This is a genomic window from Janibacter corallicola NBRC 107790, assembly GCF_001570965.1.
Taxonomy (GTDB): domain Bacteria; phylum Actinomycetota; class Actinomycetes; order Actinomycetales; family Dermatophilaceae; genus Janibacter; species Janibacter corallicola.
The window spans coordinates 17,333-41,115 of record NZ_BCSR01000028.1 but is presented as its reverse complement, the minus strand read 5'-3'; the positions used below and the strand labels follow the sequence as shown (position 1 = coordinate 41,115).

Genomic DNA, 23,783 nt, shown 5'->3' with positions numbered 1-23,783 from the left:
GCTCGCCGTCGGCCTCGACGCGCCACTGCGGCACGTGCAGCTCGACGGAGTTGAGGTTGACCAGGTAGGTCAGCTGGGCCAGGTCCTCGACGAGCGGATAGGTCACGTCCTCGACCTGCACCCGCGGCAGCCAGCTGGGTGCGCCGGAGGGCAGGTTCTTCTCGAAGAAGCTCCCTTCGCCCGTCCCGTGCGGCCACCGCACCCGGGTGACCGGTCGCTGCGCGAGGTGGGCGAGCACCGTCTCCCCGGCTCGGGCGTAGTAGGAGAGGACCTCCCCCTTCGTCGTCTCGGTGGCGGGGTACATGACCTTCTCCAGCGAGGTCAGCCGCAGTCGACGGCCGGCGACCTCCACGTGCGTGACGTCCGGCTCAGCCATCGCCGGTCTCCCACAGGTCGGCGGCGGTCAGGTCGGTGCGCAACCGTTGGAAGGAGGGTTGGCGCAGCCGGCCACCGCTGCTGCGGCCGAGGCTCGCGACGTCGATGACGACCTCCGGCTCCACCCACGTCGTGCCCACCGCATCCTCGCGCGGCACCTCCGTGGTGAAGGGGGAGCCCCCCACCTCCAGCGGACGCAGCCTGGTCAGCAGGTGCGCGCCCGCACGTCCGGCGAGGCCCGAGCCGACCCGGCCGACGAACTGCCAGTCCTTCTCGCCCGGCCGGCCGACGAGGACGGCGCCGAGCCGGTCACCGTCGACTTCGGGGCGCCAGCCGCAGACGACGACGGAGGTGGTGTCGCGGTGGGGCAGCTTGAGCCAGTCGGGGGAGCGGCGGCCCGGTGCGTAGGGGGAGGTGCGGCGTTTGGAGACGACGCCCTCGAGGCCCTGCTCGACGGTCGCGGCGAGGAGTCCTTCGCCGTCGTCGTGGGTCGCGGGGACCTGCCAGCGCGGGCCGTCGAGCTCGAGGCGCTCGAGCAGCTCCCGGCGCACGTGCCACGGCTGGCCGGTGAGGTCCTGCCCGAGCAGCCGCACGAGGTCGAAGACCATGAAGGTCACCGGTCGCGCCACCGCCGCCCGGGCCGCGGCTCGCCTCTCGCCCAGGTGCATCCGCTCGGCGAGGGCGCCGAAGCTCGGGCGTCCGCCCTCGAGTGCCACGACCTCGCCGTCGAGGAGCATGTCGTCGTAGAGGTCGGCGAGGGGCACCAGCTCGGGGAAGGTCGCGGTGACGTCCCGACCGGACCGGCTCGTCAGGGTGAGGCCGCCGCCCTTCGCGTCGGCGAGCAGGCGCATCCCGTCCCACTTGACCTCGTGAACCCACTCGTCGCCCGTGGGCACGGTCTCGGTGAGGGTGGCGAGCATCGGGCGCATGGGTCCATCCTGCCGCCCTTCGAGGTTCGCCCGCTGCGCGGACTCTCGCCTCAGGGAGCGGCAGCTGAGATCCGCGTAGGCTGGCGTACACGCACACCCGCGGGAGGACCACATGCGCGCGATCTGGAAGGGGGCCGTCTCCTTCGGCCTCGTCAACGTCCCCGTGCGCCTGTACTCGGCGACCGAGAACCACGACATCCGCTTCCGCCAGGTGCACGCCAGCGACGGGGGCCGGATCCGCTACAAGCGCTTCTGCAGTATCGACGGCGACGAGGTCTCCTACGACGACATCGCCAAGGGCTACGAGACCGAGGACGGCGAGATGGTCGTCCTCACCGACGAGGACATGGCGGGTCTGCCGGTGCGCTCCAGCAAGGAGATCAGCGTCGAGAAGTTCGTCCCCCAGGAGCAGATCGACCCGATGCTCCTGGACAAGAGCTACTACCTCGAGCCGGACACGTCCGCGCAGAAGCCCTACGTCCTGCTGCGCGAGGCGCTCGAGGCCGAGGGGCGGATGGCGGTGGTCACCGTCTCCATCCGCACCCGGATGACGCTGGCCGTGCTGCGGGTGCGCGAGGGCGTCATCGTCATGCAGACGATGCTCTGGCCCGACGAGATCCGTGCCACCGACTTCGCCCGCCTCGACGACGTCGGTGAGGCCACCGAGAAGGAGATGTCGATGGCCCGGATGCTCATCGACGAGCTGGCCGGGGACTGGGAGCCGGAGGAGTTCGAGGACGACTACGCGATCGCCGTCGAGGAGGTCGTGCGCGCCAAGGTCGAAGGGGGCGAGGTGACCGCCCCGGCCGAGACCGAGGAGGACTCCGGCGAGGTCGTCGACCTGCTGGCGGCCCTGTCCCGCTCGGTGGACAAGGCCAAGGCGGCCCGTGGCGAGGCCCCGGCCAAGGACTCGGGGGCCGCCAAGGGCGGGAAGAAGGCTGCCGCGAAGAAGTCGACCTCGTCGAAGCAGTCCTCGTCCAAGGGCGGGTCGAAGAAGTCGTCCGGGGGGACGTCGGGCACCAAGAAGTCGACGGCCAAGAAGTCGGACGCCAAGAAGTCGACCACGAAGAAGAAGGCGAGCTGAGTCCCCCTTCGCCATGCCCGAGGGACACACGCTGCACCGCATCGCGGCCGGTCTGCACGCCGCCTTCGCCGGCCGGGCCGTGGCCGTCTCCTCCCCGCAGGGCCGCTTCGCCTCCGGCGCCGGGCTGCTCGACGGCCTCGAGGTGGTGGAGGCGCGCGCACACGGCAAGCACCTCTTCGTCGAGTTCTCCGGTGAGCGGATCCTGCACGTCCACCTCGGACTGATCGGGACCTTCACCATCGACGCGGTCGCGTACGTGGGGGAGCGCCCGGTGACCGGTCAGGTGCGCTGCCGGATCGCCACCGAGGAGCACGTCGCGGACCTGCGCGGCCCGATGACCTGCGCCGTGATCACTCCCGACGAGGAGAAGGCGGTGCACGCCAAGCTCGGCCCGGACCCGTTGCGGGACACCGACGCCGAGGCCGCGTGGGAGCGAATCCACCGCTCCGGCAAGTCGATCGCCGCGCTGCTCATGGAGCAGCACGTGCTCGCCGGGGTCGGCAACGTGTACCGCTGCGAGGTGCTCTTCCGCCACCGGATCAACCCGATGACCCCGGGTCGTCGGCTGGGGCGGGCCTCGTGGGAGCTCGTCTGGGCCGACCTGCGCCGGCTGCTGCCGCTCGGGGTCGCGACGAGTCGGATCGTCACCGTCGCGGATGAGGTCGAGCAGGTCGAGTCCGCCCTGGCGAAGGGGGAGGACGTCCACCTCGCGGAGCGGACCTCCTACGTCTACAAGCGCAACGGTCAGGAGTGCCGGGTCTGTGGCTCCCGGGTGAGGGCCAAGGACGTGGCCGGCCGCACGCTCTACTGGTGCGGGAACTGCCAGCGACGCAGTTGACTCAGGCCCGGCGCGGGCGCTCCATCCGGAAGACCTCAGGCGCGCGCCCCCACTCGTCCCGCCCCAGGCGCGAGGCGGGTCGCAGCGCGTCCATGGTCGGGCGCCCGTCCTCGAGGGCGTCGCTGCGAACGGTGATCGCCTTCACCTCCCCGATGACGAGGTGGCTGTTGCCGAGCTTGAGGCTCGAGTGCAGCCGGCACTCGATCGACGTGGGGGAGTCGGCGACCCGGGGGACCGGAACCACCTCGCTCGGCTCGAGCCGCATGCCGACGTGCGCGGCCTCGTCCACCCCCGGCTCGAAGGGGGCGCTGCTCGCGTTGGCGCTCTCCGCCAGCTCCTCGGGCACGAGGTTCACGACGAAGTACTCGGTCGCGAGGACGTTGCGCAGGGTGTCCTTGCGTCCGACGGAGGTGAAGCTGATCATCGCGGGCTTCTGGCAGACGACGTTGAAGAAGGAGTGGGGAGCGAGGTTGCCGACGCCATCCGCGCCCGTGCTCGTGATCCACGCGATGGGTCGTGGTACGACGATGCTCGTCAGCAGGTCGTAGGCGTTCGTGCCGGGGTCCGTGGGGTCGAAGACCGTGCGCATGGAGGACAGCCTATGGCGACTGCGCGCATCCCACAGGAAGTTCCCAGTTTGCTCTAGGCTCCCTGCCACGTCGGCGGTGCTCGCCGCGGGAAGGGAGCGTCATGACGGTTCAGGAGCAGCGGGAGCAGGCCCCGCGTGAGGGATTCTTCAACGGGCCCTACGGCCGGATCGTGCTCCCGGGGGTGATCCTCCAGTCGGTGCTCATCGGCGGTGGCTACGCCACCGGCCGGGAGATCGTCCAGTTCGGCGCGAAGTACGGCTCGCTCGGCTGGATCTCGGGGCTGGCCACCTTCGTCGGGTTCGGGCTGATGGCCTTCCTGATGTTCGAGATCGCGCGCCGTTTCCAGGCCTTCGACTACCGCAGCCTGCTGCAGGTGCTCATCGGGCCGCTGTACTGGCTCTTCGACATCGTCTACATCCTGCTGGCGATCCTCATCATCGCCATCATGGCCGCCGCGACGGGGGAGATCCTCAGCGAGACCCTCGGCCTGAACTACTGGGTCGGGGTGGCGCTGATGGTGGTGCTCGTCGGCCTGCTCAACTACTACGGCGAGGGACTCATCGAGCGCTTCAAGAGCATCGGGACCGTCGCCCTCTACCTCGGCTACATCCTCTTCGCCACGCTCGTGATCTCCAAGAACTGGGACGCGATGGTGCACACCCTCTCCTCCGGCGACCACTCGCTGCACCCCGACGTCTCGATGTGGGCCGTCATCTGGTCGGGCCTGCTCTACGTGGGGTACAACCTCGCGGTGTACCCGGCGGCGCTCTTCACCGTCCAGCGGCAGACCCGGCTGCAGCACACGGCGGTCGCCGGACTGGTCGCGGGCCTCTTCATGACGATCCCGTGGTTCCTCACGTACTTCGCGCTCATGGGTCTCTACCCGCAGAAGGGCATCTTCGACGCCTCGGTCCCATGGCTGGAGATGCTCGGTCCCGAGGCGGCCTGGGTCATGGTCGTCTTCGGCATCGTCGTCGGGTGGACCCTCATCGAGACGGCCACGGGGATGATCTACGCCCTCGTCGCCCGCGTGGACCAGAACCTGCTGGACCTCGACCGTCGGCCGCTGAGCCGCCGGGCCAGCGGCGCCGTCGCGGTCGTCACCCTCCTGCTGGCGCTGATCCTCGCGCAGGTCGGGATCATCGACCTCGTGTCCAAGGGCTACACCGCGATGGGGTACGCGATGATCGCCGTCTTCGCCGTTCCGCTCCTCGTGCGCGGCACCTACCTCATCGTCACCCGGAAGGGGCAGAGCATCACGCAGGCGAGCGACCCGACGGTCCACGAGCGGGTGTGATCCGAGAGATGTCCTGACGAAGGGGGTCGGCCCCGGGCCGACCCCCTTCGCCGGTTGTCCACAGGGTCGCGGTCATCGACGAGCGGGGGTGACCGCGGGTCCGTAGGTTCCCCGCATGAGTCAGGACGACGCCACTCGCGACGCCACCTCTTCGTCCCCGTCGGTGGGGACGAGGCCACCCCGGGCGCCGGTGCTCTCCCACCACGCCGTCATCGGCGCCTCCGCGCTGACCACGGCTGCGCTGGTGGCCAGCGCTCTCGTGCTGACGCTGCGGACCGAGGACCTGGTGGTCTGGTGGGAACGTGGCGGGCGCTCGGGCGAGACCACGCTGCTGCTCGTCGGTGTGCTCGGCATCGTCGCGCTCCTCGGGGTCCTCGCCGCGTTCGTCGCGACCTCGGTGTGGTTGCTCGGCCTGCGTCAGGTCGCCGAGTGGGCCTCCCCGGGCACCCACCAGCGCCGCGCGGCCCACTGGGCGGTCCTCGGGTGGATCGTGCCGGTGGTCAACCTGTGGTTCCCCTTCCAGGTGGTGGCCGACGCCGCCCGCGGGGTGGGTGCGCGCCGACCGAATCCGCTGCCGTGGTGGATCGCCTGGCTGGTGCTCTCCACCATCACCGCCTTGGACCCCACGGGAGGGGAGCTGCTCACGGCCTCGGACCTGATGGCCTGGATCCGGGTGCAGCAGGTGGTCGCGGTCGTGGCGGTGGTCGCCTGGGCGCTGTGGTGGCGGGTGGTCCGCTCGGCGACCACCGGGGCCCGGCGGTCGGTGGCCGGGGATATCGTCGAAGCATGAGCATCGTGCGGATCAACGTCATCACCGTGCCCGACGGGGCCGGCGAGGAGCTCGAGCGGCGCTTCGCAGAGCGTCAGGGGGCGGTGGAGGAGGCCCCCGGCTTCGAGGGCTTCCAGCTGCTGCGCCCCACCGACGGGGGCGGGAGCTACTTCGTGGTCACGCGGTGGGCCGACGAGGCCTCCTTCGAGGCCTGGCGCGACGGCGAGGGGCGGCGGGCGCACAAGGCGGCCAACCCTCGCACGCCGGTCTCGACGGGCACCGAGCTGCTCGGCTTCGACGTGGTGCTCGACGTCCCTGCCTCCTGAGGGCCGCCCGCCGGTTGTGCTCTGAGCGAACACGGAAGAGGCGGGCGCGGTGGGGGAACAGGCCGAGGGGAAGGGGCGTTGTCTCACCCGAATCACCGATCCTGCGGCATCAGGGCGCGGGGCGGTTAGAGTCGTGGTTCTAGCAACACGAAGGGACAGATCCCATGTTCGAACGGTTCACCGACCGGGCCCGCCGGGTCGTGGTCCTCGCCCAGGAGGAGGCGCGCCTCCTCAACCACAACTACATCGGGACCGAGCACATCCTGCTCGGCCTCATCCATGAGGGTGAAGGCGTCGCGAGCAAGGCGCTGGAGTCCCTCGGTGTGTCCCTCGATGCCGTCCGGGAGCAGGTCCAGGACATCATCGGCCCCGGCCAGCAGGCGCCGTCGGGCCACATCCCGTTCACGCCGCGCGCGAAGAAGGTGCTGGAGCTCTCCCTTCGTGAGGCGCTGCAGCTGGGTCACAACTACATCGGGACCGAGCACATCCTGCTCGGCCTCATCCGTGAGGGCGAGGGTGTGGCCGCCCAGGTCCTCGTCAAGCTCGGCGCCGACCTGGGCCGGGTCCGCCAGACCGTCATCCAGCTCATCTCCGGCTACCAGGGTGGCAAGGAGGGGCAGGGTGCCGGCGTCGGTGCCGCCTCCGGCCCCGCCGAGGGGCAGCCGTCCGGCTCGCTCGTGCTCGACCAGTTCGGCCGGAACCTGACCCAGGCCGCCCGCGACGGCGACGTGGACCCGGTCATCGGGCGCAGCCAGGAGATCGAGCGGGTCATGCAGGTCCTCTCCCGGCGCACCAAGAACAACCCCGTCCTCATCGGTGAGCCCGGCGTGGGCAAGTCCGCCGTCGTCGAGGGCCTCGCCCAGGACATCGTCGACGAGAACGTGCCGGAGCCGCTGAAGGACAAGCAGCTCTACACCCTCGACCTCGGCTCGCTCGTCGCCGGCAGCCGCTACCGCGGTGACTTCGAGGAGCGCCTGAAGAAGGTGCTCAAGGAGATCAAGACCCGCGGCGACATCATCCTCTTCATCGACGAGATCCACACCCTCGTCGGTGCGGGAGCGGCCGAGGGTGCCATAGACGCCGCCAGCATCCTGAAGCCGATGCTCGCCCGCGGTGAGCTGCAGACCATCGGCGCGACCACGCTCGAGGAGTACCGCAAGCACATCGAGAAGGACTCGGCACTGGAGCGTCGCTTCCAGCCGATCCAGGTCGACGAGCCCTCGCTGGCCCACGCCATCGAGATGCTCAAGGGGCTGCGTGACCGCTACGAGGCCCACCACAAGGTGACGATCACCGACCCGGCGATCGTCGCCGCGGTGACGATGGCCGACCGGTACGTCAACGACCGCTTCCTGCCAGACAAGGCGATCGACCTCATCGACGAGGCGGGCGCCCGGCTGCGCATCCGCCGGATGACGGCTCCGCCGGAGCTGAAGGAGTTCGACGACAAGATCGCCCAGGTCCGCCTCGAGAAGGAGTCGGCCATCGACGGCCAGGACTTCGAGAAGGCCGCCGGTTTGCGCGACGACGAGAAGAACCTGCTCGCGGAGAAGGCCAAGCGCGAGGAGGAGTGGAAGTCCGGTGACATGGACGTCGTCGCGGAGGTCGACGAGGAGCTGATCGCCGAGGTGCTCGCCGCCTCGACCGGCATCCCCGTCTTCAAGCTCTCCGAGGAGGAGTCCTCGCGGCTGCTCAACATGGAGAACGAGCTGCACAAGCGCGTGGTCGGCAACGACGACGCGATCGGTGCACTCTCCGCCGCGATCCGTCGCACCCGTGCCGGACTGAAGGACCCGCACCGCCCCGGCGGCTCGTTCATCTTCGCCGGCCCGACCGGTGTCGGGAAGACCGAGCTGGCCAAGGCGCTCTCGGAGTTCCTCTTCGGCGACGAGGACAGCCTGATCACCCTCGACATGTCCGAGTACTCCGAGAAGCACACGGTCAGCCGCCTCTTCGGCAGCCCGCCCGGATACGTCGGCTACGACGAGGGCGGCCAGCTGACGGAGAAGGTGCGCCGCAAGCCCTTCTCGGTCGTGCTCTTCGACGAGGTCGAGAAGGCCCACCCGGAGATCTTCAACTCCCTGCTGCAGGTGCTCGAGGACGGTCGCCTGACCGACTCCCAGGGTCGGATGGTCGACTTCAAGAACACGATCATCATCATGACGACCAACCTCGGCACCCGGGACATCTCCAAGGGGACGATGGGCTTCGCGCCCGGCAACGACGACCGCACGGACTACGACCGGATGAAGGCCAAGGTCATCGACGAGCTGAAGAACCACTTCCGTCCGGAGTTCCTCAACCGCGTGGACGACACGATCGTCTTCCCGCAGCTGAGCCACGAGGAGCTGGTCCAGATCGTCGATCTCGAGGTCGCCAAGCTCGACGCGCGGCTGAAGGACAAGGACATGGGCATGGAGCTCACGTCCGCGGCCAAGGAGCTGCTCGCCAAGCGCGGCTACGACCCGGTCCTCGGTGCCCGCCCGCTGAAGCGGACGATCCAGCGCGAGATCGAGGACGTGCTCTCCGAGAAGATCCTCTTCGGTGAGCTCGTCTCCGGCCAGATCGTCGCGGTCGACGTCGAGGGCGAGGGCCGGAACGCGAAGTTCACCTTCGCCGGCGCCCACAAGGGCGAGGACATCAACGTCCCGCTCATCGAGACCTCGGGCGAGTAGTCCGGCACCTCCGCTCCCTGAGGGGCGAGGAGTTCTGCGACGAGCCTCGAAGGGAAGGGGGCCGACCACCAGCGAGTGGTCGGCCCCCTTCGTCATGGCCGGGGACTCGTGGTCAGGCCGGGGGAGCCCAGCGTGGGTTCCGCCCGATGAAGGAGAGGAACCGCTCCTGGACGCTCGCGTCCTGCGGGACCGGCTGCTGCTCGCCGAACTGCCCGGAGGAGCGGATCAGCTCCTCCTGGGCGGCCATACCCTCCAACGCTCCCGCGATGTAGTCCTCGTCGAGGCCGTCGTCCTGGCCGGTGGCGCGGGCGAGGTCCCAGGTGTGGAAGACGACGTCGGACGTGAAGTACTGGTCGAGCATCGCCGGCAGCGGCAGCTGTCCGATGTACTGGTGGGAGAAGACCACCTGCTCGCTCGCGGGGTCCTCCAGCAGCGCTCGGACCTGGGCATCCGTCGCGGTCCACGCGGCGACGGGATCCTCGTCGGCGGAGGGCACCGGGTCGAGCTCGACGGGGGAGCCAGCAGCCAGGAGGTCGGGGAGCCACGTGGTGAGGTGCCCGACGACGTCGCGCGCACGCCATTCCGGGACGGGCGTGGGCGCGTCCCAGTCACTCGTGCCGCGGACCCGGTCGGTGAACGTGGCCGCCGCCCGGATGTAGCGCTCGGTGATCGGCAGCTCGCCCAGCGAGGTCATGCGACCACCCCTTCGGCGAGCATCGAGTCCAGCGTCTCGTACCCCTCGTGGACACCGATGTCCATCCCGGAGGAGAGCATCATCTCGCGGGCCTCGAAGGAGTCCATGAGCGAGTGGCTGTGCAGCCGCGTCCACCCGCCGCCGAGATCCTCGAAGGTCATCGTCTCGAGGGAGACCCCGTCCGGGAAACCCTCGTACGTGAAGGTCTGCACGACCCGGTCGGGCCGGACCTCGTGGAAGCTGCCGAAGAAGTGGAACTCCTCCTCGCCACCGTCGAGGCGGCGCTCGCTCCCTTCGCGCACGAGGTTGGTGAAGCGGTAGCTGCCGCCGGTCCGGGCGTCCCAGTGGTCGATGCGGGTGGACAGCTCGTGGGGGCCGACCCATCGGGCGTAGAGGTCGGGATCGGTGTGCGCCCGGAAGACCTGCTCCGGGTCCGCTCGGAAGTCGCGGGTGATGCGGATGGCGGGGACCTGCGGGTCCGCCTCGATGGTCGCGGTCGTGAGGTGCTCGGTCATCGGTCTGCTCCAGACGTGGTGTGAGGCGAAGGGAGATCCGTCAGGACCCCTTCGAGTCGGGCCATGCGTGCCTCGGCCCGCTGCTGGTGCCGCTCGATCCAGCCGGTCATGGCTGCCAGCGCCTCGCTCTCGAGGTGGACCGGACGGCGTTGGGCCTCCCTGCGCCGGGTCACGAGCCCGGCACCCTCCAGGACCTTGAGGTGCTTGCTCACGGCCTGGAGGCTGATGTCGTAGGGGGCTGCGAGGTCGTTGACGGTGGCGTCACCGACCGTGAGGCGCGCGACGATGTCGCGGCGGACGGGGTCGGAGAGCGCGGCGAAGGACCGGGACAGGCGGTCCACGGAGTCGTCATCCACGGCATCTCCTTCATCAACCAAAAGGTTTAATACGATCGTGGACTGCTTCTCGCCTCGCGTCAAGGGGCGACATCGGCCACGGTGGGGGGATGGACACCTCACACGGGCAGGGCCCCCACCCGAGCCGGCGCCGGCTCCTCGGCGCCACGCTGACCGGGGCCGCGGCGACCGGCCTCGGGATCGCGACGGGGGCGCCCGCCCGGGCCGCGACGCGGACCGGCGGACTGACCTTCGACGACGGGTACGGCCTGACCGTTCGTGCGGCGCAACGCTGGGACTGGGAGCACCGCCTCGTCTACCTCCGCCTCGGTACCCGGGAGGTCACCGGCTGGGGAGGCGGCGGGCCGGGGGTCAACGTGCTGCTGCCGAGGAACTACGACACGGACGCCGACAAGCGTTATCCGGTCGTCTACCTCTTCCACGGCGGTGGTGACGAGGCGGACTTCCGGATGTGGCACACCATGACCGCCAAGGGCAGCGACCGCTCGATGCTCCTGGACGAGACCGCCGAGACGGAGGCGATCTACGTCATGCCGGACATCAGCAAGGGCTGCTGGGGTCTGGACGCCCGCCACGAGTTCATCTGGCTGCGTCGCAACTGGCAGACCTTCCACCTCGACCAGCTCGTGCCGTGGGTGGACGCCAACTTCCGCACTCTCGGCACCCCGGAGGGGCGTGCCGTCCTCGGCTACTCGATGGGCGGCTTCGCGGCGGTGCACCACGTGGCCAAGCGGCCCGAGCTCTTCGCGGCCGTCTCCTCCTACTCCGCACCGAGCGACGTCGGGCACCACTCGCTGCAGACGTACATGTACTGCAGTGTCGTCGTCGACGGGCTCAACCCCGGCGCCCTCCTCGGCCCACCGGTGAAGTGGGACGCGAGCATGGTGCCGGACGAGCGGATCCACAAGGTGCCGCCGATCATCGAGGGAGGCGACCCGGCGGTGTGGGACACCGAGAACCCCCGCGCCCACCTCGACTCCTACCTGGGCAAGCGGATCTCGCTCATCGCCGGCGACGACACCGAGGACGCCAACGAGGGCCCGGTGATCATCGACCAGCCGCAGTTCGCCAAGCTGCTGCGCGGGCGCGGGGTCGAGGACGTCACCCAGTACCAGGTCGAGGGTGACCACATCCACGCGGTGAAGACGGCCTTCCCGCAGGACCTGCCGAAGGTCCTGGACCACCTGACGAAGGCGGGCTGAGCCCCTTCGTCTCCGGGGCGGAGCGTAGGTTTGGCGGGGTGAGCGTCACCATTCGTCGGGCCCGGACCTCGGACGTACGGGCCGTACGGGATCTCGTCGCGCCGCTGGCCGAGCGACGGGTCCTCGTCAGCAAGGACATCGTCGCCTACTTCGAGGGGCTGCAGGAGTTCCGGGTCGCCGAGGAGGACGGGCAGGTCATCGGGTGCGGCGCCCTGCACGTCATGTGGGACGACCTCGCCGAGATCCGCACCCTCGCGGTCGCCGACGCGCACCTCGGCAAGGGCGTCGGTGGCGCGCTGCTCGAGTCACTCGTCGACGACGCCGTCGACCTCGGGGTGAGCCGCCTGTTCTGCCTGACCTTCGAGACCGACTTCTTCACCCGGCACGGCTTCGTCGAGATCGAGGGGCAGGCCGTCGACCCCGAGGTCTACATGGAGCTGCTGCGCTCCTACGACGAGGGTGTCGCGGAGTTCCTCGACCTGGAGCGGGTCAAGCCCAACACCCTGGGCAACACCCGGATGCTGCTGCACATCGACCCCGACCGCCTGCTCTGACCGCCCGACCAGCAGTGCCGACCGCCGGCCTCCGGACCGTCAGGCGGGCAGCGCGTAACCGCCCTCGACCGGCTCGATCAGCCCGTCCTCGAGCAGGCCCGCCAGGCAACGCTCGACCTTCGCCTCGTCATCCGGCCACACCAGCTCCACCGCGGTCCTCGGCACCGGGTCCGGGCTCTCCCGCAGCAGCTGGACGATCCGCCCGCGGACCTGCCGGTCCGTGCCGTGCCAGGCCTGCCCACGCCGCGGCGGCCCCTCCTGCTCCGGCCGGCCCGCCAGCTGCCACGCGCACAGCGACGCCACCGGGCACTCGCCGCACCGGGGGGATCGCGCGGTGCACACCAGGGCACCGAGCTCCATGACCGCGGCATTCCACGCGTTCGCCTCGTCCCGGTCCTCGGGCATCCACTCCGCCGCGAGCCGCGACTCCGCCACCGTCAGCGCCGGCGCCGCGTGCTGCTCACCGCTGACCGCCCGCGCCAGCACCCGCCGCACGTTGGTGTCGACGACCGGCAGCGGCTCGCCGAAGGCGAAGGAGGCGACTGCCGCCGCGGTGTATGCCCCGACACCGGGCAGCGCCAGCAGGTCCTCGTGGTCGCGCGGCACGTCACCTCCGTGGCGCTCGACCATCACGCCCGCCGACTCCCAGAGCCGCAGTGCCCGCCGCGGGTACCCGAGCCGGTCCCACATGCGCACCGCCTCACCGGGGGAGTCCGCCGCCAGGTCAGCGGGCGTCGGCCACCGCTCCAGCCACCGCTCCCAGACCGGCTGCACCCGGGCCACCGGGGTCTGCTGGGACATCACCTCGGAGAGGTAGATCCCCCATGCCGAGCACCCGGGGTGGCGCCACGGCAGGTCCCGACCGGCACGCTGGTACCAGTCGAGCACCGCCCGATGCAGCGCCCGCGCCATCTCAGACGTAGCGCTCCAGGATCGAGGACTCGGCGAGCCGGGAGAGTCCCTCGCGCACCGTGCGGGCGCGCAGCTCCCCGACGCCGTCGACGCTCATCAGCTCGTCGATCCCCGCGGCCAGCAGCGGCTGCAGCGACCCGAAGCGGTCCGCCAGCCGTTCGACGATCGCGCCGGGCAGTCGCGGGATCTTCGAGAGCAACCGCAGTCCGCGCGGGTGCACACTGCCGTCGAGGGACTCACCGACGATGCCGAAGCCCATCGTCTTGGCGACCTGCCCCAGGTCGAGCAGCTCGGTGGCGTCCAGCGCGCCGAGGTTGGCCAGGACGTCCTCGGCGGTGCACACGGCACCCTCGGCGTGCAGGTAGTCCAGGATCAGCGCGTGCATGTCCTCGTCCAGACCGACGGTCAGCTCCTCCAGCTGGAGGGTGAGCAGCCGGCCGTCGACACCGAGCTCGAGGATGTAGCCGGCGATCTCGGTGCGGATCCGGCTGACCATCTCCAGGCGCTGCAGGACGATCGCGACGTCGCGGACGGTGACCAGGTCCTCGACCTCGAGCGCGGAGAGGGTGCCGGTGACCTCGTCGAGCCGGGACTTGTAGCGCTCGAGGGTCTGCATCGCCTGGTTGGCCTGCGAGACGAGCTCGGTCGTCGTGCGCAGCACGTGCCGGTTCCCGTCGACGTAGAGGGCGATGATGTGCATCGACTGGCTCACCGAGACCACCGGGTGGCCCGTCTGCCGGGCGACCCGCTCCGCGGTGCGGTGCCGCGTGCCCGACTCCACGGTCTCGATCGACGGGTCCGGCACGAGCTGGACGGCCGCCTTGCGGATCCGGCCCACCGAGGAGTCGACGACGACCGCGCCGTCCATCTTGGCCAGCTCGCGCAGCCGGGTCGCCGAGAAGCCGACGTCCAGGTCGAAACCCCCCGTGCACAGCGAGGCGACGAGCCGGTCGTAGCCGAGGACGATCAGGGCGCCGGTGTTGCCGCGCAGGATCCGCTCGAGCCCGTCGCGCAGCTCGCTCCCCGGCGCGACCGCGGCGAGGGTCGACCGGAACAGCTCGGACGTGAAGGGTTCGGGCACGGCCTGAGTCTAAGCCTTGGTGCAGGGGGGTGCAGCCGGGCGGCGAAGGGGGCTACGGCCCCACGGGGTGGAGCCGGAACCGTTCTGCGGGAGTCTGGTTCACGTGGTGGATGGCCCCCTGGACGTCGACCACCTCGATGACCTCCATGCCCTCCGGCGGGGCGACGTCGGCCAGGGCGCCGCGGGGCACCAGGGCGGTCCGGAAGCCCAGTCGCGCCGCCTCCGACAGTCGGCGGGAGACACCGACCGCGGGTCGGACCTCACCGCTGAGACCCACCTCGCCGAGGGCGAGCAGGTCGTGGGGGACCGGCTTGTCCATGATCGCGCTCGCGATCGCGATCGCGATGGCCAGGTCGCTCGCGGGCTCGGTGATCCGCACCCCGCCCACGGTCGAGACGTAGGCGTCCGAGGTGCCGATCGGCGCGCCGGCTCGCTTGTCCAGCACCGCGATGATCATCGAGACCCGGCCGGAGTCCAGACCGACGTTGGCCCGCCGCGGGGTGGGGATGGCCGAGGGAGTGACCAGGGACTGCACCTCGACCACGAGCGGACGTCGCCCTTCGAGCGTGACGGTGGCGCAGGTGCCGGGGACGGTGACGTGCCGACTGGAGAGGAAGAGCCCGCTCGGGTCGCTCAACCCGACGATCCCGCGCTCGGAGAGGTCGAAGCAGCCCACCTCGTCGGTGGGGCCGTAGCGGTTCTTCACCGCGCGGACCAGCCGCAGCCGCGAGTGCCGGTCGCCGTCGAACTGCACGACGACGTCGACGAGGTGCTCCAGCACGCGGGGCCCGGCGATCGAGCCCTCCTTGGTGACGTGCCCGACGAGCAGCATCGCGAAGCCGCCCGCCTTCGCCCGCTGGATCAGCGCCCGGGCCACCTCGCGCACCTGCGCGGCATTGCCCGCCGCACCGTCGATCTCCGCGGAGGCGACGGTCTGCACCGAGTCGACGATGACGAGGTCGGGGCGTACCTGGTCGATTTGCCCGAGCACCGTGGCCAGGTCGGTCTCCGAGGCCAGGTAGAGGTCCTCGGCGACGGCGTCGATGCGCTCGGCCCGTCCGCGCACCTGCGCCGCGGACTCCTCGCCGCTGATGTAGAGCACCCGTCGCTGCTCACCGACCCGGGCGGCGACGTCCAGCAGCAGGGTGGACTTGCCGATCCCGGGCTCGCCCGCGACGAGCACCACCGACCCGGGCACGAGCCCGCCGCCCAGCACCCGGTCGAACTCCGGCACCTGCGTGCTGCGCGCGCTCGCCTCCTCGACGTCGACCTCGCGGATCGGGACCGCGGGCCGCTCCACCCGCGCCGCCGCCAGCGGGCGCGCCGCCTCGACGCCGGTCTCCTCGACCGTGCCCCAGGCCTGGCACTCACCGCACCGACCGACCCACTTGACCGTGCTCCAGCCGCACTCGCTGCAGCGGAAGCTCGCGCCGCCCTTCTTCGTCGCCATGGCAGCAACCTACGTGCCGGCCACGACAGCCAGCGCTCACAGGTCCTGGAGCATCTTCCCCGGGTTGAGGATCCCCAGCGGGTCCAGCGCCGCCTTGACCGCCCGGTGCACCTGCCGGTTGCCCTCGTCGAGCTCCCGGGCGAGCCAGCGCCGCTTCAGGTGCCCCACCCCGTGCTCACCGGTGATCGTCCCGCCGAGCTCCAGGCCGATCTCCATGATCCGGTCGAAGGCCAGCTCGGCCCGCGCGACGCTCCCCGGGTCGGAGGAGTCGAAGAAGACCGACGGGTGGGTGTTGCCGTCCCCCGCGTGCGCCGCGACCGCGATCGTCAGGCCGGACTCCTCGCGCACGTCCTCGAGCCGGTCGTAGAACTCCGGCAGCCGGGTGCGTGGCAGGCACACGTCGTCGAGCAGCTGCCCACCGCCGTGGCTCTGGGCCCACGTCTCGAAGGAGGGCTGGGCCATCCGCCGCATCTGCACGAGGTCGGCACTGTCCGCGGGGTCGTCCGAGACCGCGACGTCGAGCGCCCCGTGGGCCCGCGCGAACTCGCCGAGCGCCTCGACCTCCGCCTGCGCGGCCGCGAGGCTGCCGCCACCGTCGGACTGCACGAGCAGCATCGCCCCGGCGTCCGCCCCGACGTCGCCGTAGCCGACCTCGGCGAGGATCTGCAGCGTCGCGCGGTCCATCGACTCCACGAGCGAGGGCTGGGCCCCCGAGGCCATGAGGTCGGCGACGGTCGAGGCGGCGGCCCGGATGTCGGGGAACGTCGCCACCGCGGTCACCGCCTCCGGCAGCGCCGGCACGAGGCGCAGCGTGACCTCGACGACGACGCCGAGGGTGCCCTCCGAGCCGACGAGGAGGCCGCACAGGTCGAGGCCGGCGACTCCCTTCGCCGTCGTGGTCCCGAGGGTGGTGAGGGTGCCGTCGGCGAGCACGACGCGCAGCCGGCGCACGTAGTCGCGGGTGACGCCGTAGCGCACGCAGCACAGGCCGCCGGCGTTGGTGGCGACGTTGCCGCCGATCGAGGAGATCGCGACCGACCCCGGGTCCGGCGGGTAGGACAGGCCGTGCTCGGCGACCGCGCTCTTCAGGTCGGCGTTGATGATGCCCGGCTCGACGGTGACGGTGCGCTCGGCCGGGTCGATGGTGAGCACCCGGTCCATCCGTTCCACCGAGAGCAGCAGGCACCCGGGCACGGCGTTCGCGCCGCCGGAGAGGCCGGTCCGTGCGCCCTGGGGGACGACGGGCACCCGGTGGCGGGTGGCGAAGCGCATCGTCGCCTGCACGTCCTCGACGCTGCGGGCCCGCACGAGCCCGACGGCGCCGTCGGAGGGGCAGAAGAGCGCCTGGTCCGTGGAGTGGGCGCCGACGACGTCCGGGTCGGTGCTCAGCACCCCGTGGCCGAGCTCGGGTGCCAGCTCCGCCCGCACCAGGTCCGGCAGGTTCACCCCCGTGCCTCCAGGGTCGCCGGGTGGACGAGCAGCGGCAGCAGGCTCCGCCCCTCCGGCGAAGGGCGCCCGCCCCGCGTGCTCGACGTGGCGGCCGCCACGAGCTCCAGGTGCGCCTCGCAGCGACGGGCCAGCTCGGCGTAGCCCGCCTCGCCCATGAGCTCGATGAGCCCGGCGCGCTCGCTCAGGTAGACCGGCTCGGCACCCACGTGCGCGTCCGGGCTGCCGGAGCAGTACCAGTCGAGGTCGTGGCCGCCGGGGCCCCACCCGCGCCGGTCGTACTCGCCGATGCTCACCTCGAGGTACTCGGTGCCGTCGGGCAGCTCGACGTCGCGGTAGGTGCGGCGGATCGGCAGCTGCCAGCACACGTCCGGCTTGAGGGTGTGCGGCTCGACCTCCTCGAGCAGCGCGTGCTGGTGCAGCGCGCAGCCGGCGCCGGCGGGGAAGCCCGGCCGGTTGAAGAAGATGCAGGCGCCGTCGACGACCTTCGTCTTCAGCTCCCCGTCCTCCTTCTCCGTCCAGGCCGAGCGCCGGGTGCTGCCCGGGTGCAGCTGCCACTCGTCCTCGCCGAGCTCCTCGGCGACGCGCTGCACCCGCCGGATGTCGTCCTCGTCGGTGAAGTGCGCGCCGAGCACGCAGCAGCCGAAGTCAGGGTGCTCGGCATCGATCCCGTGGCAGCCCTGCCCGAAGATGCACGTCCACGAGGAGGTCAGCCAGGTCAGGTCGCAGCGGAAGCGCTGCCCCTCCTCGGCGGGGTCGTCGAACTCGACCCACGTGCGCGCCGTCGCCAGGTCGGTCTCGAGGCTCGTGCCAGCGGTCTGATCCACCACGGCGTCACCCTACGACCCGGTGGCCCGCGACGCACGGGCCCCGGCGGGCTACGGTTGCCGGGTGCGTCTGGGAGTCATCGACATCGGATCCAACACGATCCACCTGCTGATCGTCGACGCCCACCACGGAGCCGCCCCGATCCCTGCGACGTCGCACAAGCGACCCATGCGGCTCGCCGAGCACGTGGACCACGAAGGGCGCGTCTGCGAGTCCGGGACGGCGAGCCTCACGGCCTTCGTGCGGGAGTGCCTCGAGGTGGCCGAGGAACAGGGGGCGGAGGAGATCCTCGCCTTCGCGACGAGCGCGATCCGCGAGGCGGCCAACGGCGACGAGGTGCTGGACCGGGTGCGCGACGAGTCGGGCGTGGACCTGCAGGTGCTCGGCGGCGAGGACGAGGCGCGGCTGACCTTCCTCGCCGCCAGGCGGTGGGAGGGCTGGTCCGCCGGGCGGCTGCTCGTCCTCGACATCGGCGGCGGCTCCCTGGAGATCACCCTCGGCGACGACGAGGAGCCGGACGTGGCCCGCTCGCTGCTGCTCGGCGCCGGCCGGGTGACCCGCGAGCTGCTGCCCGGGGACCCGCCCACCGCCGAGGAGATCCGCACGGCCCGCAAGCGGGTGCGCGCGGTGCTCGCCCGCGACATCCGACCCTTCGCCCGGATGAAGGACCCGGACACCGTCCTCGGCACGAGCAAGACGATGCGCTCGCTGGCCCGCATCGCCGGCGCCGCCCCGAGCGGGCAGGGCCCCTACGTCACCCGCGTGCTGCGCCTCGCCGACGTCACCGGGATCATCGCCCGCGTCAGCCCGATGAGCGCGAAGGAGCGCACGTCGCTGCCGGGCGTCTCGGCCCACCGTGCCCACCAGCTGCTCGCCGGAGCGATCGTCGCCGAGGCCGCCATGGACCTGCTGGGCGTGCCCGAGCTGGAGATCTGCCCCTGGGCGATGCGCGAGGGCGTCCTGCTGCGGTACCTGGAGCAGCTGGCCTGAGGAGCCACGGGTCTAGGCTCGAGGCATGGCTGCTCCTCCCGCCCGCGTGCCCGTCGGCCTCTCCACGGCCTCGGTCTATCCCGAGGGCGCCGCGGCGGCCTTCGACATCGCCGCGGAGCTGGGCTACGACGGCGTCGAGGTCATGGTCTGGGCCGACCCCGTCTCGCAGAACGCACGCGCCCTTCGCGCCCTCTCGGAGCACCACGGCATCCCGATCCTGTCCGTCCACGCCCCGACGCTGCTGCTCACCCAGCGGGTGATGAGCCAGGACCCGTGGGGCAAGATCGAGGGCTCCATCGAGCTGGCCCACGCGGTGGGTGCCCCGACGGTCGTGCTGCACCCGCCCTTCCGGTGGCAGCGCGGGTACGCCGACGAGTTCGTCGCGGGGGTCGCGGAGCGGGAGCGCGCCGACGGCGAGATCGTGCTCGCGGTCGAGAACATGTTCCCCTGGGCCGTGCGCGGCCGGTCGATGCAGGCCTATCTGCCGCACTGGGACCCGGTGCCGCAGTCCTACGAGCACGTGACGATCGACCTCTCGCACACCGCGACCGCCCGCAGCGATGCGATGCAGATGGTCACCGACCTGGGCCCGCGGCTGGCGCACATCCACCTCGCCGACGGGTACCCCACGACGCTCAAGGACGACCACCTCGTGCCCGGCCGCGGTAGCCAGCCGTGCGCCCAGGTGCTGGAGCACGTGGCCGGCAGCGGTTTCGCCGGGTCGGTCGTGCTCGAGGTGGGCACGCGCCGGCATCCGCGTCGTCGCCGGCACGACCTGCGCGAATCGCTCGACTTCGCCCGCCGGCACCTGGGGCAGGTCCCGGCGGACGCGGCCGCGGACCACGCGGCGTCGTGAGCCCGCGAGGGCGCCGCCCCGGTGGCGCGAGCACCCGTGAGGAGATCCTCGAGGCGGCCCGGGCGGCCTTCGCGGCCAAGGGTTTCGACCGCACGTCGCTGCGCGGCATCGCCCGCGGTGCCGGGGTCGACCCGGCGCTCGTGCACCACTACTTCGACGGCAAGGAGGCCCTCTTCGAGGAGGTCGTCGGCGTGCCGCACGGGATCGACGAGCTCATCACGACCGCGGTGAGCGGTCCGCGCGAGCAGGCGGGCGAGCGGATCGTGGCGACCTTCCTCTCGGTGTGGGACTCCCCGCAGGGGCGGGAGCGCTTCCAGGCGCTCGTGCGCTCGGCCACCACCCACGCCGACGCGGCCCACTTGCTGCGGGACTTCGTCTCCCGCACCGTCCTGGCCCGCATCGCCGCCGCCCTGGCGGAGGAGGACGAAGGGGGCCGGCCCCCTTCGGACCTGGCGATCGCCGCCGCCGGTGCCCAGCTCGTGGGTCTGGCGATGCTGCGCTACGTCATCGAGCTGCCGGCGATGGCGCAGGCGGACCCGGCCGAGGTGGTCGCGACCGTGGCCCCGACCGTGCAGCGCCTCCTCGTGGGCTGACCGGCCGGGAAGGGGAGACGCCGACCGGGGGAGCGGTGTAGCATTCATCACATGATGAATTGCGCGGTGGAGATCACCGGACTGCGGGTCACCCGGGGTGGCCGGCTGGTCATCCCGGACCTGGACCTGCGGGTCCCCACCGGGCAGATCGTCGGGCTGCTCGGCCCCAGCGGCGGTGGCAAGTCGACCGTCATGCGCTCCGTGGTCGGCGTGCAGCAGGTCGAGGCCGGGGAGGTCACGGTGCTCGGCCGGCCCGCCGGCACCCCGCAGCTGCGCCGCCGCGTCGCCTACGTCACGCAGTCCCCGAGCATCTACGGCGACCTGACGGTGACGGAGAACGTCACCCACCTCGCCGCCCTCCTCGGGCTGCCCGACCCGAAGGGCGCGGCCGCCGCGGCCATCGAGCGCGTCGACCTCGCCAGCCACGCCGAGGCCCGCGCCGACGCCCTCTCCGGCGGCCAGCGGGGCCGGGCCTCGCTCGCCGGCGCCCTCGTCGGTGACCCGGAGCTGCTCGTGCTCGACGAGCCCACCGTCGGCCTCGACCCGGTGCTGCGGCGCGACCTCTGGGAGCTCTTCCGCAGCCTGGCCTCCGGCGGCGCCACCCTCCTCGTCTCCAGCCACGTCATGGACGAGGCCAGCCGGTGCGACCGGCTCCTGCTGCTGCGCGAGGGCCGGGTGCTCGCCGACGACACCCTCGAGGGGCTGCTCGCCACGACCGGGGCGACGGACGCCGAGGGTGCCTTCCTCTCCCTCGTCGACGGCGCGGAGGAGGCGGCGTGAACCCCCGCCTCACCCTCGTCACCGCCGGTCGGGTGCTGCGCCAGATCCGCCGCGACCGGCGCACGCTGGCGATGATGCTCGTCGTGCCCGTGGTCCTCATGGGGCTGCTCGCGTGGGTCTACGACGACAACCCGCTCTTCGACCGGGTGGGGCCGACCCTCGTGGCGATCTTCCCCTTCGTCGTGATGTTCCTCGCCACCAGTGTCGGGACGCTGCGCGAGCGCACGAGCGGCACCCTGGAGCGGCTGCTGACCACCCCGGTCGGCAAGGGCGACATCGTCCTCGGGTACGCCCTCGCCTTCGGTCTGCTCGCGGTCATCCAGGGGCTCGTCGTCGTCGGCTTCTCGGTGACCCTCTTCGGCCTGGACGTGGCCGGCCCGCTGACCTGGCTCATCGCGGTCGTCGTCGCGAGCGGCCTGATGGGGACCGCGCTGGGGCTGCTCGCCTCGGCCTTCGCCACGACGGAGTTCCAGGCGGTGCAGATGATGCCGGCCACCGTCCTGCCGCAGTTCCTCCTCTGCGGGCTGCTCGTCCCCAGGGACTCGCTGCCGCAGGTGCTGGAGTGGGTCTCCGACGTGCTGCCGCTGTCCTACCTCGTCGACGCGGCCCAGTCGGTCGCCACGGCGCAGGACCCCGCCGGCGACCTCGGCACGCCCGCGCTCGCGATCCTGCTGTGGCTCGTGGTCTCGCTCGGCCTGGGCAGCATCACCCTGCGCCGTCGCACCCCGTGAGGATGCCCCGGCCGCGGCTACAGTGACCGCGTGCAGCGACTCCTCGTCCTCGTCAACGCCTCGGCCGGCAGCGCCGACCGCACCACCCTCGAGACCGCGGTGGCCACACTGCGCTCGGGCGCCGACGTCGAGGTCCGCGAGACGGCGGACATCGACGACCTCGCCGCGGCCATCTCCGGCCGCGACGGGCGCGAGCTCGTCATCGCCGGTGGCGACGGCTCGCTCAACGCCTTCACGACCGCGCTCTGCCGCACCGGCGGCCTGGGCAGCGACCGCCCGGTCGTCGGCCTGGTACCGCTCGGGACGGGCAACGACTTCGCCCGCGGCGTGGGCCTGCCCGCCGACCCCCGGGAGGCAGCCCGGGTCGTCCTCGACGCTCCCGCGCGACCGGTCGACGTGCTCCTCGACGACTCCGCCAACCTCGTCGCCAATGCCGTGCACATCGGGGTCGGCGAGGAGGCGGGCCGGCTCGCCGTCCCGTGGAAGGAGCGGCTCGGCCGCATCGGCCTGGGCAGCCTCGGGTACCTCATCGGAGGCCTCGCGGCCGGCCTCGGCAAGCAGGGACGCCACCTGCGGGTCGTCGCCGACGGCGAGACGGTGAGCGAAGGGAGCCGCCGCCTCCTGCAGGTGGCCGTCACCATCGGCACCAGCGTCGGCGGGGGCGCCGAGATCGCCCCCGACGCGGAGGCGGGGGACGGCAGGGCCGACCTCGTGCTCTCCTGGGCGGTCCCGATGACCCAGCGGCTGCGCTACGCCGTCGGCGTCGCCTCGCGCCGCCACACCGAGCTGGACGACGTCCTCACCCGGAGGGTGCGTACCGTCACCGTCACGGGCATGAACCACGACTTCGCCGCGAACTCCGACGGGGAGGCGCTCGATCCGGCCCGGGAGCGCACCTGGCGGGTCGTGCCCGATGCCTACCGGCTGCACTCGCGGAAGGAGACGACATGAGCCGCCTCACCGACGCCCTGCGCGACCGCCTCGTCGACGCGGTCCTGGATCCCCGCCGCCGCGACCTGGTGGCGGGCACCCCCTTCGTCCGGGCCGCGCGGGAGGGGCTCGTGGCGGGGGAGGAGCTCGACGACGCGGTCGCGGAGGCGGTGCGGCTGCGGCGCACCCACCGGCTGGCCGCGCTGCACCCGCTCCTGCCGGACGCCACCGGGCCCGAGGACGTGGAGCACACTGTCGCGGAGGCGATCGACGCGGTGACGACCCTCGCCCCGCACACCGCCGGCGGCGACATCCACGCCGAGATCTACCTCGGTCCCGAACAGCTCGGGATCGGCTTCGACCAGCAGGGCGCGCGTGCCGCCCTCGAGCGGGTGTGCGAGGTCGGCGACGAGCACTCCGTCGACATCACGCTGCGGTCGGGGCCGGCCGAACTCGCCGACCGGGTGCTCGACCTCGCCTCCGCCGTCCACCACGACCACCCCCGGCTGACCGCCTCGCTCGTCGCCCGGCGCCACCGCAGCGAAGGGGACGCGGCCCGCCTCGTCGGCGACGGCGTCCGGGTGCGGCTGGTCAGGGGAGGCGCGGGCGACCCGCGCTCGGTCGCGTGGCAGGACCCGCACGAGGTGGACCTGGCCTTCGCGCGCTGCCTGGCGATCCTCTACGCGGCGGACCTGCCGACGGTCGTCGCGACGCACGACCCGCTGCTGCTGGACCTGGCCGACGGGCTCGCCGACCAGACCGGGCGCGGACCCCAGGGGCTGGAGTACCAGTTCTTCCACGGGATCCAGTCGGAGCTGCAGATGCGCACCGCCGACGCCGGCCACCGGGTGCGCATCCTCGTGCCCTACGGCCCGGAGTGGTTCCCCTACCTGCGCGACCTGGCCCACCGGGCCACCGGCACCCGGATCGTGCTGGACGCGCTGCGCGGAGCCTGAGTCGGCCCCCGATACGCTGGCGACTC

Annotated in this window: 26 protein-coding genes; 15 read left to right on the top strand and 11 right to left on the bottom strand. The window is 71.9% G+C overall.

The window, feature by feature from the left end; translation table 11 throughout:
- Positions 1-376: non-homologous end-joining DNA ligase LigD (gene ligD / locus JCO01S_RS10755; RefSeq protein ID WP_500778492.1), on the bottom strand; the 376-nt coding region annotated here is incomplete at its 3' end.
- Complete coding sequence (gene ligD, locus JCO01S_RS10750; RefSeq protein ID WP_068255163.1) at positions 369-1,304, bottom strand: non-homologous end-joining DNA ligase; 936 nt, start codon at positions 1,302-1,304, stop codon at positions 369-371. The genes ligD (JCO01S_RS10750) and ligD (JCO01S_RS10755), both read right to left, overlap by 8 nt.
- Positions 1,305-1,416: 112 nt before the next feature.
- Here ligD (JCO01S_RS10750) and ku point away from each other — a divergent pair, with 112 nt between their 5' ends.
- Positions 1,417-2,388, top strand: coding sequence for a non-homologous end joining protein Ku (gene ku, locus JCO01S_RS10745; protein WP_068255160.1), 972 nt, complete (start codon positions 1,417-1,419; stop codon positions 2,386-2,388).
- 13 nt (positions 2,389-2,401) lie between these two features.
- Positions 2,402-3,226 carry an Fpg/Nei family DNA glycosylase gene (locus JCO01S_RS10740; protein ID WP_068255157.1) on the top strand — a complete coding sequence of 275 codons (825 nt, stop codon included), beginning with the start codon at positions 2,402-2,404 and terminating at the stop codon, positions 3,224-3,226.
- Between the two features lies 1 nt (position 3,227).
- Here the strand turns inward: JCO01S_RS10740 and JCO01S_RS10735 are convergent, their stop codons facing one another.
- Positions 3,228-3,815, bottom strand: coding sequence for a flavin reductase family protein (locus JCO01S_RS10735; RefSeq protein WP_068255154.1), 588 nt, complete (start codon positions 3,813-3,815; stop codon positions 3,228-3,230).
- 101 nt (positions 3,816-3,916) lie between these two features.
- Between JCO01S_RS10735 and JCO01S_RS10730 the strand changes: the two genes are divergently transcribed.
- The 4 genes from JCO01S_RS10730 (at position 3,917) to JCO01S_RS10715 (ending at position 8,883) form a co-directional block, all read left to right on the top strand.
- Complete coding sequence (locus JCO01S_RS10730) at positions 3,917-5,113, top strand: YkvI family membrane protein (RefSeq protein WP_068255151.1); 1,197 nt, start codon at positions 3,917-3,919, stop codon at positions 5,111-5,113.
- Positions 5,114-5,228: 115 nt separating this feature from the next.
- The gene (locus tag JCO01S_RS10725; RefSeq protein ID WP_084342832.1) at positions 5,229-5,903 is read left to right on the top strand and encodes a DUF4328 domain-containing protein; all 675 of its coding nucleotides are present in this window, start codon (positions 5,229-5,231) and stop codon (positions 5,901-5,903) included.
- A complete protein-coding gene (locus tag JCO01S_RS10720) occupies positions 5,900-6,208 on the top strand; it encodes an antibiotic biosynthesis monooxygenase family protein (RefSeq protein WP_068255145.1) in 309 nt (102 codons plus the stop codon). The genes JCO01S_RS10725 and JCO01S_RS10720 overlap by 4 nt, the downstream gene beginning before the upstream one ends.
- Before the next feature lie 164 nt (positions 6,209-6,372).
- Complete coding sequence (locus JCO01S_RS10715) at positions 6,373-8,883, top strand: ATP-dependent Clp protease ATP-binding subunit (RefSeq protein ID WP_068255142.1); 2,511 nt, start codon at positions 6,373-6,375, stop codon at positions 8,881-8,883.
- A 112-nt stretch (positions 8,884-8,995) separates the two neighbouring features.
- On the opposite strand, the gene JCO01S_RS10710 is transcribed toward JCO01S_RS10715, so the two are convergent.
- From JCO01S_RS10710 to JCO01S_RS10700, 3 genes are read right to left on the bottom strand one after another with little or no spacing between them, the layout of a single operon-like run.
- Complete coding sequence (locus JCO01S_RS10710) at positions 8,996-9,577, bottom strand: TIGR03086 family metal-binding protein (RefSeq protein WP_068255128.1); 582 nt, start codon at positions 9,575-9,577, stop codon at positions 8,996-8,998.
- A complete protein-coding gene (locus JCO01S_RS10705; RefSeq protein ID WP_068255125.1) occupies positions 9,574-10,092 on the bottom strand; it encodes an SRPBCC family protein in 519 nt (172 codons plus the stop codon). Before JCO01S_RS10705 ends, JCO01S_RS10710 begins: the two co-directional genes overlap by 4 nt.
- Complete coding sequence (locus JCO01S_RS10700; protein ID WP_068255122.1) at positions 10,089-10,448, bottom strand: ArsR/SmtB family transcription factor; 360 nt, start codon at positions 10,446-10,448, stop codon at positions 10,089-10,091. Before JCO01S_RS10700 ends, JCO01S_RS10705 begins: the two co-directional genes overlap by 4 nt.
- A gap of 89 nt (positions 10,449-10,537) precedes the next feature.
- On the opposite strand from JCO01S_RS10700, the gene JCO01S_RS10695 reads away from it, so the two are divergent.
- Positions 10,538-11,650, top strand: coding sequence for an alpha/beta hydrolase (locus tag JCO01S_RS10695; RefSeq protein ID WP_068255119.1), 1,113 nt, complete (start codon positions 10,538-10,540; stop codon positions 11,648-11,650).
- 38 nt (positions 11,651-11,688) lie between these two features.
- The gene (locus tag JCO01S_RS10690) at positions 11,689-12,204 is read left to right on the top strand and encodes an amino-acid N-acetyltransferase (RefSeq protein WP_068255116.1); all 516 of its coding nucleotides are present in this window, start codon (positions 11,689-11,691) and stop codon (positions 12,202-12,204) included.
- Between the two features lie 39 nt (positions 12,205-12,243).
- On the opposite strand, the gene JCO01S_RS10685 is transcribed toward JCO01S_RS10690, so the two are convergent.
- From JCO01S_RS10685 to JCO01S_RS10665, 5 genes are read right to left on the bottom strand one after another with little or no spacing between them, the layout of a single operon-like run.
- Positions 12,244-13,116, bottom strand: a complete 873-nt coding sequence (locus JCO01S_RS10685) for an iron-sulfur binding domain-containing protein (RefSeq protein WP_068255113.1) — start codon at positions 13,114-13,116, stop codon at positions 12,244-12,246.
- Between the two features lies 1 nt (position 13,117).
- A complete protein-coding gene (gene disA, locus JCO01S_RS10680) occupies positions 13,118-14,197 on the bottom strand; it encodes a DNA integrity scanning diadenylate cyclase DisA (protein WP_068255110.1) in 1,080 nt (359 codons plus the stop codon).
- Positions 14,198-14,249: 52 nt separating this feature from the next.
- Positions 14,250-15,647: a DNA repair protein RadA gene (gene radA, locus JCO01S_RS10675; RefSeq protein WP_068255104.1), complete on the bottom strand. Its 1,398-nt coding sequence runs from the start codon at positions 15,645-15,647 to the stop codon at positions 14,250-14,252.
- Between the two features lie 36 nt (positions 15,648-15,683).
- On the bottom strand, positions 15,684-17,093 hold the full coding sequence (locus tag JCO01S_RS10670; protein ID WP_068255101.1) for an FAD-binding oxidoreductase: 1,410 nt from the start codon (positions 17,091-17,093) through the stop codon (positions 15,684-15,686).
- Positions 17,090-17,920, bottom strand: coding sequence for a DUF3109 family protein (locus JCO01S_RS10665; RefSeq protein ID WP_157074573.1), 831 nt, complete (start codon positions 17,918-17,920; stop codon positions 17,090-17,092). Before JCO01S_RS10665 ends, JCO01S_RS10670 begins: the two co-directional genes overlap by 4 nt.
- Before the next feature lie 64 nt (positions 17,921-17,984).
- Between JCO01S_RS10665 and JCO01S_RS10660 the strand changes: the two genes are divergently transcribed.
- From JCO01S_RS10660 to JCO01S_RS10630, 7 genes are read left to right on the top strand one after another with little or no spacing between them, the layout of a single operon-like run.
- Positions 17,985-18,911, top strand: coding sequence for a Ppx/GppA family phosphatase (locus JCO01S_RS10660; protein ID WP_068255097.1), 927 nt, complete (start codon positions 17,985-17,987; stop codon positions 18,909-18,911).
- 25 nt (positions 18,912-18,936) lie between these two features.
- Entirely contained in the window at positions 18,937-19,767 is an 831-nt protein-coding gene (locus tag JCO01S_RS10655) for a sugar phosphate isomerase/epimerase family protein (protein ID WP_068255096.1), read from the top strand.
- Positions 19,764-20,360 (top strand): TetR/AcrR family transcriptional regulator, encoded by a 597-nt coding sequence (locus JCO01S_RS10650; RefSeq protein WP_068255093.1) that lies wholly within the window; start codon positions 19,764-19,766, stop codon positions 20,358-20,360. The genes JCO01S_RS10655 and JCO01S_RS10650 overlap by 4 nt, the downstream gene beginning before the upstream one ends.
- Positions 20,361-20,411: 51 nt before the next feature.
- Positions 20,412-21,140 (top strand): ABC transporter ATP-binding protein, encoded by a 729-nt coding sequence (locus tag JCO01S_RS10645; RefSeq protein ID WP_068255091.1) that lies wholly within the window; start codon positions 20,412-20,414, stop codon positions 21,138-21,140.
- Positions 21,137-21,871 carry an ABC transporter permease gene (locus JCO01S_RS10640; protein WP_068255090.1) on the top strand — a complete coding sequence of 245 codons (735 nt, stop codon included), beginning with the start codon at positions 21,137-21,139 and terminating at the stop codon, positions 21,869-21,871. Before JCO01S_RS10645 ends, JCO01S_RS10640 begins: the two co-directional genes overlap by 4 nt.
- 30 nt (positions 21,872-21,901) lie before the next feature.
- The gene (locus JCO01S_RS10635) at positions 21,902-22,822 is read left to right on the top strand and encodes a diacylglycerol/lipid kinase family protein (protein ID WP_068255087.1); all 921 of its coding nucleotides are present in this window, start codon (positions 21,902-21,904) and stop codon (positions 22,820-22,822) included.
- Entirely contained in the window at positions 22,819-23,757 is a 939-nt protein-coding gene (locus JCO01S_RS10630) for a proline dehydrogenase family protein (protein WP_068255084.1), read from the top strand. Before JCO01S_RS10635 ends, JCO01S_RS10630 begins: the two co-directional genes overlap by 4 nt.
- The last annotated feature ends 26 nt before the right edge of the window (positions 23,758-23,783 follow it).